This is a genomic window from Pseudomonas sp. PS01300 (assembly GCF_029960155.1).
Lineage (GTDB): Bacteria > Pseudomonadota > Gammaproteobacteria > Pseudomonadales > Pseudomonadaceae > Aquipseudomonas > Aquipseudomonas palmensis.
Map to the genome: position 1 here is coordinate 1 of NZ_JASCPN010000089.1, position 15,498 is coordinate 15,498.

8 protein-coding genes are annotated in these 15,498 nt (G+C 65.5%); 5 read left to right on the plus strand and 3 right to left on the minus strand.

Going from position 1 to position 15,498, the window contains the following annotated elements:
• Positions 1-53: 53 nt before the first annotated feature.
• Positions 54-536, minus strand: coding sequence for a glutathione peroxidase (locus tag QMX96_RS25120; RefSeq protein WP_043864373.1), 483 nt, complete (start codon positions 534-536; stop codon positions 54-56).
• Positions 537-700: 164 nt separating this feature from the next.
• Entirely contained in the window at positions 701-1,186 is a 486-nt protein-coding gene (locus tag QMX96_RS25125) for a peptidylprolyl isomerase (protein ID WP_043864372.1), read from the minus strand.
• Between QMX96_RS25125 and QMX96_RS25130 the strand changes: the two genes are divergently transcribed.
• From QMX96_RS25130 to QMX96_RS25140, 3 genes are read left to right on the plus strand one after another with little or no spacing between them, the layout of a single operon-like run.
• Positions 1,185-1,493 (plus strand): DUF3565 domain-containing protein, encoded by a 309-nt coding sequence (locus tag QMX96_RS25130; protein ID WP_043864371.1) that lies wholly within the window; start codon positions 1,185-1,187, stop codon positions 1,491-1,493. The two genes, QMX96_RS25125 and QMX96_RS25130, sit on opposite strands and share 2 nt — an antisense overlap.
• Before the next feature lie 33 nt (positions 1,494-1,526).
• Positions 1,527-3,623, plus strand: a complete 2,097-nt coding sequence (gene pta, locus QMX96_RS25135) for a phosphate acetyltransferase (RefSeq protein ID WP_043864370.1) — start codon at positions 1,527-1,529, stop codon at positions 3,621-3,623.
• Between the two features lie 2 nt (positions 3,624-3,625).
• Positions 3,626-4,519: an acyltransferase gene (locus QMX96_RS25140; protein WP_054916274.1), complete on the plus strand. Its 894-nt coding sequence runs from the start codon at positions 3,626-3,628 to the stop codon at positions 4,517-4,519.
• A 74-nt stretch (positions 4,520-4,593) separates the two neighbouring features.
• On the opposite strand, the gene QMX96_RS25145 is transcribed toward QMX96_RS25140, so the two are convergent.
• Complete coding sequence (locus QMX96_RS25145) at positions 4,594-5,286, minus strand: OmpA family protein (RefSeq protein WP_043864368.1); 693 nt, start codon at positions 5,284-5,286, stop codon at positions 4,594-4,596.
• Positions 5,287-5,662: 376 nt separating this feature from the next.
• Between QMX96_RS25145 and QMX96_RS25150 the strand changes: the two genes are divergently transcribed.
• Positions 5,663-7,357 (plus strand): ShlB/FhaC/HecB family hemolysin secretion/activation protein, encoded by a 1,695-nt coding sequence (locus QMX96_RS25150; protein ID WP_078479897.1) that lies wholly within the window; start codon positions 5,663-5,665, stop codon positions 7,355-7,357.
• Positions 7,358-7,418: 61 nt separating this feature from the next.
• The coding region (locus QMX96_RS25155; protein ID WP_282362642.1) for a filamentous hemagglutinin N-terminal domain-containing protein at positions 7,419-15,498 on the plus strand (8,080 nt) is incomplete at its 3' end.

Consider the following 15,498-nt stretch of genomic DNA (forward strand, 5'->3'; position numbering starts at 1 on the left):
GCATACGACGGTGCATCCATTGCAGGAGCCGGCCTTGCCGGCGAAGGGGCACGTCAGGCCAAGGCTTTCTCGATAGCCTGCACCACCGTGGCATCATCCGGCGCAGTACGCGGCGCAAAGCGCGCCAGCACGCGGCCGTCCTTGCCTACCAGAAACTTCTCGAAGTTCCAGGTGATATCCCCCGGGAACTCGGCGCCTTCACCGGCCAGCAGGCGGTACAGCTGATGCCGCTCCGGGCCGTTGACCTCCAGCTTGCTGCCCAGCGGGAAACTCACCCCGTAGTTCAGGCTGCAGAACTGGGCGATCTCCTGCTCGCTGCCCGGCTCCTGCCCGGCAAACTGGTTGCACGGCAGGCCCAGCACGCTGAAGCCCTTGTCCTTGTAATGCTGGTAGAGATTCTCCAGCGCCGCATATTGCGGGGTCAGGCCACATTTGGAGGCGACATTGACCACCAGCACCACCTGCCCCTTGAACGGCGCCAATGGCAACTCCTGGCCATCCAGCGCCTGCAATTTCAGGTCGTGAAATGCACTCATGACGTACTCCCCTTTCCAGTTCCCGGCCAGTTACCGGCATCGGTCCCGGCTGGCGCAACAAATGCTGCCCACTAAAAAAGCGCCCGGCCAAGCCGTCTGCCTCCTGGGAGAACACGACAGACTTGCCCGGGCGCCTTAGCGACCTTCTGAGCTTAGCGCAGAAATCAGTGCTGATGGCCACCTTCGCCATGCACGTGACCATGGGCGATTTCTTCTTCGCTGGCATCACGCACGGCAACGACCTTGACCTTGAAGTTCAGGCGCTGGCCAGCCAGTGGGTGGTTGCCGTCGACGGTCACGTCGTCGCCGTCCAGGTCACGGATGGTCACGATCTGCATCTGGCCATCAGGCGCGGACGCGTGGAACTGCATGCCCACTTCCAGCTCGTCGACACCTTCGAACATGCTGCGGTTCAGGGTGCTGACCAGTTCGGCCAGGTATTCGCCATAGGCGTCTTCCGGCTCGATGGCAACGTCCAGCTCGGCGCCGGTATCCTTGCCTTCCAGGGCTTTTTCCAGGCCCGGAATGATGTTGCCTGCACCGTGCAGGTAAACCAGCGGCGCGCCGCCGTTGGAGCTATCGATGACCTCACCAGCGTCGTTGGTCAGGGTATAGTCGATGGAGACAGCCTTGTTGGCGGCGATCGGCATGGGGCGAGACCTTTTGCATAAGAATGTAGAACGAACAAGTGTAACCAACGCATCGCCTGAAAGCGAACGCAACCCGGACAAACGGGAAGCCGCTTTTCCCAGCCGGGTGCTGGGTTTTCATCAGGACGAGCATGGCCACTGGGTGGTCGAACTGTCGTGCGGGCATACCCAGCACCTGCGCCACGAACCGCCGTGGCAGTCGCGTGGCTGGGTGCTGGACGCAGACCTGCGCCAGCAACGAATCGGCCAGCCATTTGCCTGCGGCTGGTGCGCTCAGGGGGTCGATAGCGCTACCCTTGGCAATTGATTCTTTTGCAACAGCTCACTTCGAGAAGCTCGCATGCAGACATTTTTCATCGCGCCGACCGACTTTGGTGTCGGCCTGACCTCCATCAGCCTGGGCCTGGTGCGCACACTGGAACGCGCCGGACTCAAGGTCGGCTTCTTCAAGCCGATCGCCCAGCCCCACCCCGGCGACACCGGCCCGGAACGCTCCACCGAACTGGTCGCCCGCACCCACGGCCTCAAGCCGCCGCAACCGCTGAGCCTGGCGCATGTGGAACGCATGCTCGGCGATGGCCAGCTGGACGAACTGCTCGAAGAGATCATCACCCTGTACCAGCAGGCCTGCATCGGCAAGGACGTGCTGGTGGTCGAGGGCATGGTGCCGACCCGCCATGCCAGCTACGCCGCACGGGTCAACCTGCACCTGGCCAAGAGCCTGGACGCCGAGGTGATCCTGGTGTCGGCGCCGGAAAACGACGTGCTGGCCGAGCTGTCGGGCCGTGTCGAGCTGCAGGCCCAGCTGTTCGGCGGCCCGCGCGACCCCAAGGTGCTGGGCGTGATCCTCAACAAGGTGCGCAGCGACGAACCGATGGACACCTTCGCCAGCCGCCTGCAGGAGCATTCGCCCCTGCTGCGCAGCGGCGAGTTCCGCCTGCTGGGCTGCATCCCGTTCCAGGCCGGGCTCAACGACCCGCGCACCCGCGACGTGGCCGAGCTGCTCGGTGCCCAGGTACTCAACGCCGGCGACTACGAAACCCGGCGCATGAACAAGATCATCATCTGCGCCCGTACCGTGGCCAACACCGTGCCGTTGCTCAAGCCCGGCACGCTGGTGGTGACCCCGGGTGACCGCGACGACATCATCCTGGCCGTCAGCCTGGCGGCGATCAACGGTGTGCCACTGGCCGGCCTGCTGCTGACCAGCGACAGCAAGCCCGACCCGCGCATCCTCGAACTGTGCCAGGGCGCCCTGCTGGCCGGCCTGCCGGTGCTGTCGGTGAGTACCGGCTCCTACGACACCGCCAACCAGCTGAACCAGTTGAACAAGGAAATCCCGGTGGACGACCGCGAGCGCGCGGAGATCATCACCGACTTCGTGGCCAGCCACCTGGACGCCGACTGGCTCAACCAGCGCTGCGGCACCCCGCGCGAGATGCGCCTGTCGCCTGCGGTGTTCCGCTACCAGCTGATCCAGCGTGCCCAGCAGGCCAACAAGCGTATCGTGCTGCCCGAAGGCGCCGAGCCGATGACCGTGCAGGCCGCCGCCATCTGCCAGGCCCGCGGCATCGCCCGCTGCGTGCTGCTGGCCAGGCCCGAGGACGTACAGGCAGTGGCCCGCGCCCAGGGCATCAGCCTGCCCGAGGGGCTGGAGATTCTGGACCCGGACCTGATTCGCGAGCGCTACGTCGAGCCTATGGTCAGCCTGCGCAAGAGCAAGAGCCTGAACGCGCCGATGGCCGAGCAGCAGCTCGAAGACCCGGTGGTGATCGGCACCATGATGCTGGCCCTGGACGAGGTCGACGGCCTGGTCTCGGGCCTGGTGCACTCCACCGCCAACACCATCCGCCCGGCCCTGCAACTGATCAAGACCGCCCCCGGCTGCAGCCTGGTATCGTCGGTGTTCTTCATGCTGTTCCCCGAGCAGGTGCTGGTGTATGGCGACTGCGTGATGAACCCGCACCCCACTGCCGGCGAGCTGGCCGAAATTGCCCTGCAAAGCGCCGATTCGGCCGAAGCCTTCGGCATTACCCCACGGGTGGCGATGATCAGCTATTCCAGTGGCGATTCGGCCAGCGGCGAAGAGGTCGAGAAGGTGCGCGAGGCCACCCTGCTGGCCCAGGAAACCCAGCGTGGCCTGCAGATCGATGGGCCGTTGCAGTACGACGCCGCCGCCAACCAGGACATCGCCCGCCAGCTGGCGCCCAACAGCAAGGTGGCCGGACGCGCAACGGTGTTCGTGTTCCCCGACCTGAACACCGGCAACACCACCCACAAGGCCGTGCAGCGCAGCGCCGATTGCGTGAGCCTGGGGCCGATGCTGCAGGGCCTGCGCAAGCCGGTCAACGACCTGCCGCGTGGCGCCCAGGTCGACGACATCGTCTACACCATTGCCCTGACCGCGATTCAGGCCAACCGCTCGCTGGATAACTGACCATGCTCGCTTTTCTGCCCGCGCCCGTGCGCGGAGTCATCGGCTCGCTGCTGCTGGCCGCCAACACCATCCTGTGCTGCACACCGCTGTTCATCGTCAGCCTGTTCAAGCTGTGCCTGCCCTTTGCCGCCGCGCAGCGCGTCACCGACGAACTGATGCGGCACATCCACGAAGCCTGGATCAGCAACAACAAGGGCTGGATGAACCTGGTCGGGCGCACCCGCTGGGACATCGAGGGGCTGGCCGGGCTGGACTACCAGCACAGCTACCTGGTGACCAGCAACCACCAGAGCTGGGTGGACATCATGGTGCTGCAATACGTGCTCAACCGGCGTATCCGACCGCTCAAGTTCTTCCTCAAGCAGGTGCTGATCTGGGTGCCGGTGATCGGCCTGGCCTGGTGGGCGCTGGGCTTTCCGTTCATGAAGCGCTACAGCAAGGCCTACCTGGCCAAGCACCCAGAAAAACAGGGCAAGGACCTGCAGACCACACGCCGTACCTGCGCCAGGTTCCGTGGCAAGCCCACGGCGATCTTCAACTTTGCCGAAGGCACGCGTTTCACCCCCGCCAAGCATGCCGAACAGGGTTCGCCGTTCCGGCACCTGCTCAAACCCAAGGCGGGCGGCATTGCCTTCGTGCTGGATGCGATGGGCGAGCAACTGGAGTCGATCATCAACGTGACGATCCATTACCCGCAGGGCACACCGGGGTTCTGGGACCTGCTGTGCGGGCGGGTGGCGCGGGTGGAGGTGACGTTCGAGGCGCTGGCGATTCCCAAGGAATTCCTGGGACGCAGCTACGACCAGGATGAAGCCTACAGGCTGGCGTTCCAGCAGTGGATCAACCGGTTGTGGGAAGAGAAGGATGAACGGCTGGAGCGGATGCGCCAGCAGTGAGCCCTTCGCCGGCAAGGCCGGCTCCTACAACGGCGTGAGCCCCCTGTAGGAGCCAGCATTGCTGGCGAAAAGATTTACTGGTACTGCTGCCCAGGAATCGGCTTGAGGTTCACCTCCACCCGACGGTTCTGCGCACGCCCGTTGGCATCGGCGTTGCTCGCGATCGGCTGGTCCGGGCCCAGGCCACGCGCACTCACGCGCGAAGGATCGACGCCCTGGGAGGTCAGGTAGGTGCTCACGGCCTGTGCACGACGCTGCGACAGGTCCATGTTGTGCTGGCGACTGCCGGTGCTGTCGGTGAAACCGACCACTTCGATGGTGTTCTGGTTGAACTGCTTGAACGAGTTGGCCAGGTTGTTCAGCGGCGCGTAGAAGCTTGGTGCAATGCTCGCCGAGTCGGTGGCGAAGGTGATGTTGCCCGGCATGATCAGCTTGATCTGGTCGCCTTGACGCTGCACTTCGACACCGGTGTTGGCCATGCTCTCGCGCAGTGCCGCTTCCTGGCGGTCGGCGTAGTAGCCGTAGCCGGCGGCGGCGGCGCCCACCGCGGCGGCGCCGATCAACGCACCCTTGCCACGGTTGTTGTGGTCGATGGCGGCACCGGCAACGGCACCGGCCAATGCGCCCAGGCCGCCGTACTTGGCGGTCTTGCTCATCCCGGTGGAGCCTTGCGCCTGGCCCTGGTTGTCATAGGGGTTCTGACTGGCGCAGCCAGTCATCAGGGCAGCAGCAGTAGCGACGATAATCAGACGACGCATGGTGAACATGGACAAGCTCCTACAGAATTCGTGTATGCAGCGGACCGACGGCGGTTCCCTGCCAGGCTTGGAACGCGAGCTGCGATAAAAATTCCCTCGGGACAAACTGTAGTCTACTGGCTGCCACGGTAAACCCGAAAAGTGCGAAGCCGGCGGCCCCCCAAACAAACAGGATGTTCATCACGCGCACCGGTCCGAACCGAGTGCACGTCTGCGCCCTGCAAACTCGACGCTGTTCACCCCATGTGCGGCAACCGGAAACCTCCTACACCCGTTACAAAAATGACGTCAATTAGCCATCACCTCGACGCTTTTTTGCAGTATCCTGCGCCGCGTTTGTAGGAAACAGACGTTCTTTTTGCATAACGAGTGATGGATCACCCTCATGCTCTACCTCTTCCGTCGCCTGGCTTTCGGCCTGGCGCTGCTGCCGTTTTTCGCCTCGGCCGACCCGCTGCAAACCCCAGGCGACCGCGACCTGATCCGCGACCGCCAGGAGCGGCTGCTGCAAGAACAGCGCAAACGCCTGCAGGAGCTGCAAAGCCTCCCAGGCAGGGCTGCGCCCCAGGTGCCAGCCAGCACACCTGAAGACACCCGTTGCTTTACCATCCGTCACATAGTGCTCGAGGGCGCCGAGCACCTGGGCGAGCGCGAGCAGCGCCGTCTGCTCGAACCCTACGAAGGCCAGTGCCTGGGTGTCGGCCAGCTCAATGCGCTGCTCAAGGTGGTCACCGATCACTACCTCAACCGTGGCTACATCACTACCCGCGCCTACCTGCCCCAGCAGGACCTGTCCTCCGGCACCCTGCAGATCACTGTCGTCGAAGGGCGCCTGGACGGCCTGGACAGCTCCAGCCTGGCCAGCCCGCGCGAGCTGGCCATGGCCTTCCCCGGCACCACCGGCGAGGTACTGAACCTGCGCGAACTGGAGCAACTGGTCGACCAGCTGACCCGCCTGCCCTCGCGCCAGGCGCAACTGGAACTGGTGCCGGGCGACGAGGTGGGCAGCAGCCGGGTGCAGTTGCAGGGGCAGCGCGACAAGCCCTGGCGCGTGTCGGCCACGCGCAACAATGACGGCGACCGCAGCAGCGGTGAACAGCAAATGGGCCTGGGCCTGGACTGGGACAGCCCACTGGGCCTGGCCGATCAGTTCAGCCTGAGGGCCAATCAGGACGCGGTCAGCGACCACTGGCGCCACTCCGACAGCCAGTACCTGAACTACAGCGTGCCATGGGGCTGGTGGACCTTCACCTACAGCTACAACCAGAGCTACTACCGTACCCGCGACGATTCCAGCGGCTTTCCCTTCAAGCTCGATGGCGACAGCCAGATGCACCAACTGCGCGTCGAGCGCGTGATACACCGCGATGCCCTGAGCAAGACGGCGGTCAACCTCGGCATCAGCCACCTGCGTACCAACAACTACCTGGACGACAGCCTGATCGACGTGTCGAGCACGCGCCTGAGCGAAAGCCAGCTGGGCGTGAACCATGGGCGGCGCATCGGCACCGCCTTCCTCAACCTCGACGCCGGCTGGCAGCAAGGCATCGGCGCCTTCGACGCCCAGGGCGCGGGCGACCCGCACGGCACCGAACCGGTTGCCCGCTACAACAAATACAGCCTGACCCTGAGCTACCTGCAGCCGTTCACCCTGTGGGGCGAAGCCTTCAGCTTCGACAGCCTGGCCACCGGCCAGCGCAGCGAAGACCCGCTCTACAGCCCGCAGCGCATCAGCGTGGGCGGGCTCAACTCGGTACGCGGGTTCAAGCAGCAGACCCTCACCGGCAACAGCGGCGGCTACTGGCGCAACCAGTTGCGCTGGCGTCGCCCGGTGAGCTGGGCGCCCTTGCAGCCCTTCGTGCAGGAGTACGGCGCGGCACTGGCCTACGACGTGGGCGTGATAAAGGGCGACCACAACAACCCCGACACCCATGGCCGCCTGAGCGGCAACGCCGTGGAACTGAACCTGCGCGGGCAGTACTTCGCCGCCAGCGTCAGTTTTGCCCGCTCGTTGCAGCGGCCCGACAGCCTCGAACGTCGTGAACACCCGATCTACGTGCGCATGGACGCGTTCTTCTGACCGGCCCCCCAGCCGATTAACGTGCCCTGATGGAGGGGCACCGATTTTCCGGAGTTTTGACATGGACGCCCGCAGCCCGTTGAACCAGTACCTGGCCCTGATCGTTGCCGGGGTCATGTTCCTCAACCCGATCGTCGCCACCGCCGCGCAGGTTACCGTGGATGCGGCGGCCAAGGCCGGCACCACGGTGGGCGCAGCCGGCAACGGGGTGCCCATCGTCAACATCGCCCGCCCCAACGGCAGCGGTCTGTCGAGCAACACCTTTCGCGACTACAACGTCGGCAAGCAGGGGCTGATCCTCAACAATGCCACCAACAAGACCCAGAGCACCCAGCTGGGCGGCATCATCGTGGGCAACCCCAACCTCAAGGGCCAGGCGGCCAAGGTCATCCTCAACCAGGTGACCGGGGGCAACCGCAGCACCCTGGCGGGCTACACCGAAGTGGCCGGCTCCGCTGCGCGGGTGATCGTGGCCAACCCCCACGGCATCACCTGCAACGGTTGCGGCTTCATCAATACCCCGCGCGCCACGCTGACCACCGGCAAACCGATCATGGACGGCGAACGCCTGGACCGCTTTCAGGTCGATGGCGGCGACATCGCGCTCGAAGGCGCCGGGCTCAATGCCAGCAATGTCGAACAGTTCGACCTGATCACCCGCAGCGCCAAGCTCAACGCCACGTTGCACGCCCAGCAACTGAACATCGTCACCGGACGCAACGACGTCAAGGCCGACAGCCTGCAGGTCACGCCACGGGCGGACGACGGCAGCGGCAAACCCTTGCTGGCCATTGACAGTTCCGCACTGGGTGGCATGTACGCCGGCGCCATCCGCCTGGTGGGCACCGAAAAGGGCGTGGGGGTGAAACTGGCCGGCAACATGGCCTCCACCGCCAGTGACGTGCAGATCGACGTGAACGGCAAGCTGAGCCTGGGCAATGTCACCGCCGAGCGCGACCTGAAAATCGCCGCCCACCAGGTGGAGCTCGAAGGCAAGACCTACGCAACGCGCAACGCCGAGATTCGCAGCGCCGAGCAACTGGTCAACCGGCAAAGCCTGGCTGCTCGCGAACGCATCGACGTGGCAGCCAGGCAGATCGACAACCGCGGCGTGATCGAAGCCGGTGTCGAAGCCAACAACACCCGCAACAACCGCGGCGACCTGCACCTGGCCAGCCAGGACCTGCGCAACAGCGCCAGCGTGGTTGCCAGCCGCCAACTCGAAGTGACCGCCCGCGCCAACCTGGACAACCAGGGTGGCAGCCTGAAGGGCGCTACCACCACGGTGACCGCCGGCAAGCTGGACAACCGCCAGGGCCAGGTACTGGCCAGCCACACCCTCACGCTCAAGGCCGACACGCTGGACAACCGCGACAAGGGCCTGCTGCATAGCCAGCGCAGCACCGTGGTGCAGGCCAACTCCGGCCTGAACAACCAGGGTGGTCGAGTGATCGGCCTCGACAGCCTGGCCATTGACGCACCGCAGCTGGACAACAGCAACGCAGGATTGCTGGCCAGCAACCGGCAGGTGGTGATTCAAAGCCACGCGCTGAACAACCAGGCCGGCGAGGTTTCCGGCGCACGCAACGAAGTGCGCAGCGCCAGCGTGAACAACCAGGGCGGCAAACTGCTTGGAGGCGACGTGCTGCTGATCGCCAGCGCTGCCATCGACAACCGCCTGGGCCTGATCTCGGCCAGTCAGCACCTGGACATCCAGGGCCTTGGCCTGAACAACAGCAACAAGGGCGCCCTGCTCAGTCAGGGCACGCTGAACACCCGCATCAGCGGCCTGCTGGACAACCGCAACCAGGGCAACGTGGTGAGCGAAGGCGCGCTGCAGGTCACGGCCGGCCAACTGAACAACAGTGGCAGCGGCCTGCTGTCGAGCAAGGCCACACTGACGCTTTCGGGTGAGCGGCTGGACAATCGAGGCGGTGTACTGGTTGCCGATCAGGGACTGACGGTGGTCGGCGACACCCTCGACAACAGTGGCGGCGGCAAAGCCAGCACCCAGGCCGACCTGGTCGTTGACGTGGGCACGCTGCGCAACCATGACGCCGGCAAGCTGCTCGGCCAGGGCCGCGTGACCCTCGACGCCAAGCACATCGACAACCAGCGCGCCGGGCAGATCGTCGGCAACGATGCGGTGACTATCACCACCCACGACCTGCTCAACCAGCAAGGTGTGGTGTCGAGCATCGGCACGGTGGGCATCACAGCTACCGGGCAACTGGACAACACCAGCGGCAAGGTCATCGGCGACAGCGGCCTGACCCTCACCGTGCAGCGTCTGCTCAACCAGAGCAAGGGCCTGCTGGCTGGACGCGATGGGGTAGTACTGCGCGGCGCCGAGTTGCTCAACAGCGATGCCGGCCGGGTCAGCAGCCTGGCTTCGGTCGATATCGAACTCAGCGGCACGCTGGACAACAGCGTGGGCGGCGAGCTGGTCAGCGAGGGCCGCCTGAGCCTGAGTGCAGCTCAGTTGGACAACCACAACAAGGGCCTGGTATCGGCCATCGATACCTTGAATGTGGTCAGCCACGGCGCCCTGAACAACCAGGGCGGGACCCTGGTGACCGACGCCGCGTTGTCGATCCGCAGCGCGAACCTGGACAACCGTCATGGCGGCGCAATCAGCGCGGTGGGCGCACTCGAGCTGCGCAGTGGCGGGCTCGACAACCGCGACAAGGGCCGCATCGGCAGCGACACCGGCATCACCCTGCATGGCGCCCAGTTGTACAACGGCGAACAGGGCCGCATCACTTCCAGGGGCAAGATCGAGGCCACCCTCAGCGGGCTGGACCAGCGCGATGGCGGCTACCTGTTCAGCGCAACCGGCATCAGCCTGGACCTGCAGGGCGGCACACTGATCAACCGCGACAAGGGCGTGATCGCCAGCCCCGGCCAACTACTGCTGCGCCAGATCGGCGCGCTGGACAACAGCGCCGGTGGCGAGATATCCAGTGACCTCGGCTACAGCCTGCACACCGATCGCCTGGACAACCAGGGCGGGCGCCTGATCAGCGCCGACAGCCTCATCCTGCGCATCGCCAACGCCCTGGACAACAGCCGCAACGGCGTACTGTCGGCGGGCGCCGGGCTGGATATCGAAGCCGGCAGCCTGAGCAACACCCATGGCGGCACCCTGGCCAGCCGTGGCGACATCGGGCTGACCCTCGAAGGCCTGCTGGCCAACCAGCATCAGGGCACCCTGTCGGCAGGCGGCAATCTGCGCCTGAACAGCGGCGTTTTCGACAACAGCGACCAGGGGCTGGTATCCGCCAACCTGGGCTTGCACATCGACACCGGCACCCTGGACAACAGCCAGGGCGGCCAGTTGATCAGCCAGGGCGATGCACGCATCGACAGCACTACGCTGGATAACCGCAGTGGCGCCATCACCAGCGCCAAAGCCTTGCTGTTGAACAGCACCGACCTGCGCAACGGCGCCTACGCCAACGCCCTGCCCGGTGGCCGCATCAGCAGTGACGCCAACCTCACGATCACTGCCCGCCACCTGGACAATGGCCCGCGCGGCGAACTCTCGGCCAAGGGCGACCTGCGCCTGAGCGTACAGCGACTGATCCAGCAGCAAGGCCGCCTGATCGGCGAACAGGCCGTGCACCTGAACCTGCAAGGCGGCACGCTGGACAACCAGGGCGGGCTGATTCACGCCCGCGGCCCGCTGACCTTCGAGCACCTGGGGCTGGTCGACAACAGCAATGGCGGTGAGATATCCAGCGAGCAGGCATTCAGCCTGCTCGCCACGCAACTCGACAACCAGCACAAGGGCCGCCTCATCAGCGCGGGCACATTGCAGGTCGAGGCCACCAGCATCGACAACAGCAACGCGGGGCTTGTCTCGGGCCTGCAGGGCCTTGAGGTCAGGGGCACTACGCTGGACAACCGCGGCGCCGGCACCCTCTCCAGCCAACATGGCCGCCTCGACGTGCACCTTGAAGACACCCTGGACAACCGCGACCAGGGCGCACTGGTCAGCCTTGGCAGGCAGCAGATCACTGCCACGCGCCTGGATAACCGACACGGCATCATCGCCGGCGAAGCCGATGTGACCCTGAGCATCGACGGCCGGCTCGACAACAGCCAGGGTGGCCTGATCGCGGCCACCCAAACCCTGAGCCTGAACCGTACCAGCAGCGTGATCGACAACAGCGGCGGCCAGCTCAATGGCCAGCGCCTGGAAATCGACGGCAAGCAGCTGAACAACCAGAACGGCCAGGTGACCAGCCAGGGCGCACTGCGCGTCACCCTGCTCGGCGCGCTGCTCAACACCCAGGGCGCACGCCTGGCCAGTGGCGGCGACCTGCTGTTAAACAGCGCCAACCTCGACAATCGCGGCGGCAGGCTGGTCAGCCAGGCCTTGCTGCGCATCGACGCCGACAGCCTGAACAACAGCGCTGGCGGCACACTGGCCAGCCAGCAGAACCTGGTATTACGTCTGAAGGGCGACCTGCTCAACCAGCAGGACGGCCTGGTATTCAGCGAACGCGGCAGCCTCGACATCCAGGCCCAGGCCCTCGACAACCAGGCGGCGAGCCTCAAGGCCCAGGGCAATATCCTGCTGCGCCTGGGCGACGACCTGCGCAATCAGGGCGGGCGCGTGGACAGCGTGGCCGGCAACCTCGATATCCACAGCACCCACCTGAACAACAGCGCCGGCGGCATGCTCAATAGCAGCCAGGGCCGGCTCACGCTGGTCAGCGGCCTGCTCGACAACAATGCTGGCACCCTCCAGGCCCAGACGCTGGACCTCGAGGCCCGCGACGGCCTGCACAACCGCAAGGGTTTCATCTCTGCCTTGTCCGGCGACAACCGCATCGCCACCGCCACATTCGACAACCAGGGCGGCGGGCTGTATGCCGCAGGATGGCTGGGTGTGAACGCCGGGCAGTTCCTCAACCAGGCCGGCAAGGTGGGTGCCGGGCGCATCGACTTCGACCTGTCGGGCCTGCTCGACAACCAACTGGGCCAGCTCGAGAGCGAGGCTGACCTGGCCCTGCGCAGCCAGACGCTGAACAACGCCAATGGCAGCCTGCGCGCGCTGGGGCGCAGCGGCACCACCCTGATCAGCACCCGCGAGACGTTCAACAACAACGCTGGCCTGCTGGAAACCGCCAACCAGCACCTGGACCTGCAAGTCGCCGGCCTGAGCAACAACAGCGGGCAGTTGCTGCACACCGGTAGCGGCAACTTCGGCCTGGCCGCCGACAAGGTGATGCGTGCGGGCGGCCTGCTGTACACCAACGGCCTGCTCGACATCAAGGCCGCCAACTGGACCAACAGCAGCGTATTGCAGGCCGCGCGCCTGAACCTGGACATCGGCCAGTTCACCCAGACCGCGAGCGGCAAGCTGCTGGCGGCGCAGAGTTTCACCGGCAAGGGGGTCAATTGGCGCAACGACGGCCTGCTGGCCAGCGACGGCAGTTTGCGGCTCGACCTCACCGGCACCTACAACGGCACCGGGCGCACCACCAGCCTGGGCAACCTGACCCTGAACGCGGCCAGCATCGACCTTGCCAGCACCAGCACCCTTACCGGGGGCGCCACCAGCGTGGTGAGCGCCACCAACACCTTGACCAACCGCGGGCGGATCACCTCGGCGGGCAATCTGACCGCCACGGCCGGCACGCTCGACAACTACGCCACCCTGGGCAGCGCCACGGCCTTGCGCATCAATGCCGACACCCTGCGCAACGACCGCGGGCTGATCTTCAGCGGCAACGATATGACGCTGCGGGTAGGCACCTTCACCAACACCTATGCCGACCTGTACAGCCTCGGCGGGCTGAGCATCGCCCGTGATGACCGAGGTACCCGTGCCACGCACGTGGAGAACATTTCCGGCAGCCTGGAAAGCGCCGGCAACATGAGCCTGCTGGCCGACACCCTGATCAATCGCAAGGACAAGCTCACGGTCCGGACCGAACGGGTATCGGGGAGCATCAACACCTATGCCGACGACCATTGCAAGGGCAAGGGCTGCGAGTTCCAGTTCACCGCCGTCGAGATCTCCCACGATGTCATCGACCAGGACAGCCAGGCCGCATCGATCACCACAGGTGGCAGCCTGACGTTCAGCGGCAACGAGTTCAGCAACCGCTACAGCAGCGTCTCTGCCGCCCGCAACATCAGCATCGACACTGCCGTACTCAACAACGTTGGCGTGAGCGGTGGCGAGCAGCGCAACTTGAACGGCAGTTTCTACAGCCGTAACCGGTCGCACTATTCCGGCTTCATGCAAAAGAAGAACGCGTTCAACCAGTCCGGCGTACCCGGCATGGAAACCCTGGACCAATTCCTGGCCGCCGGCGGCTACCCCGGCAAAGGCGTATACAGGTTGAGCGACAACCGCACGCCCATCGCTGGCGCCGTGGTCTCCCCTGCCGTCATCCAGGCTGCGGGCGCCGTCACCATCAACGCCACCGAGCGCATCGACAACAGTGTGGTGCGCGCCAATGCCAGCGGGGTCGGCAGCATCGGCCAACGCGGTGCCAATGCCGACAAGGCCACCGCGCAAACCTCGGTACGTGCCATTACCTCGCAGTTGCCGCCCGACCTGGCACAGCGCCAGGTCAACCCGGTCACGCTGCCAAGCTTCAGCCTGCCGCAGGGCGAGCATGGCCTGTTCCGCCTTAGCGGGCAGACCGGCCAGACAGCCCAGGCCAGCGGTGCACTGGCCGCAGGTGCCGACCTGACTCAGCACGGGCAAGCCGGCACGCTGGGCAGCCTGGCCAACACTGCCACCGGCAACGCCGGCCAGGGTCACTGGGCAGGCCCTGACGCACAGGCTGCCAGCGTTGCCGGGCAAACCGGTACGGGCCTGGACGGCCTGCCGGCAGGCGTGAAGCTGGTACAGGGCGTGCCAACCCCGGCAACTGCCAGCCAGCCGCACAAGTACCTGGTGGAAACCAACCCGGTGCTCACCGACCTGAAGAAATTCCTCAGTTCCGACTACCTGCTGGGCAGCCTCGACATCGACCCCGACGCCACCAAGAAGCGCCTGGGCGACGGCCTGTACGAACAGCGCCTGATCCGCGAAGCGGTAGTGGAGCGCACCGGGCAGCGCTTGATCGCCGGGCTGGACAGCGACGAGGCGATGTTCCGCTACCTGATGGACAACGCCATTGCCAGCAAGGATGCGCTGAGCCTGAGCGTAGGCGTGTCGCTGAGTGCCGAGCAGGTGGCCGCCCTCACCCACGACATCGTGTGGATGGAAACCATCGAGGTCAACGGCGAGCAGGTGCTGGCCCCGGTGCTCTACCTGGCCCAGTCCGAAGGACGCCTGGCGCCCAACGGCGCGTTGATCCAAGGGCGCGATGTCAGCCTGATCAGCGGCGGCGAGCTGAACAACGTCGGCACCCTGCGCGCCAGCAACAACCTTTCCGTCACCGCCGGCAACATCGACAACAGCGGCCTGATGGAAGCCGGCCAGCGCCTCGACCTGCTGGCCACCGATTCCATCCGCAACAGCGCCGGCGGCATCCTCAAGGGCCGCGACGTGAGCCTGTTGGCCCTGACCGGCGATGTCATCAACGAGCGCAGCGTCACCCGCCTGGACGATCGTGTCGGCGGCGAGCATGTGGTGCAGAACATCGTCAACAATGCGGCGCGCATCGAGGCTGCCAACGACCTGACCCTCTCGGCCGGTCGCGACATCGGCTTTGTCGGTGGCGTGGCCACCGCCGGCGGCAACATTGCGCTGAGCGCCGAGCGCGACCTCTACATCGCCAGCCAGCAAGTCACCGACAGCCACGAGTACCAGCGTCGCCGCGTCAGCGGCTACGACAGCACCACCACCCAGTACGTCAGCCAAGTGCAGGCTGGCGGCAGCTTCAGTGCCTCGGCCGGGCAAGACCTGTCGGTCATCGCCAGCGAGATCGAGGCACGTCGCGACATCGCCCTGGAGGCTGGGCGCGACGTGTTCATCGCTGCTGCGGCAGACGAAGACCATGCCTATTCCAAAGGCAGAAAAGGCAACACCAAAACCGAGAAACAGCACGACAGCGTGCGCCAGCAGGCGGCCGAACTGACTGCCGGCGGCTCGCTCAGCATCGAGGCCGGCGACAACCTGCTGATGGTTGCCAGCAAGGCCACGGCGGGCGGCGAGGCCTACATCTCCG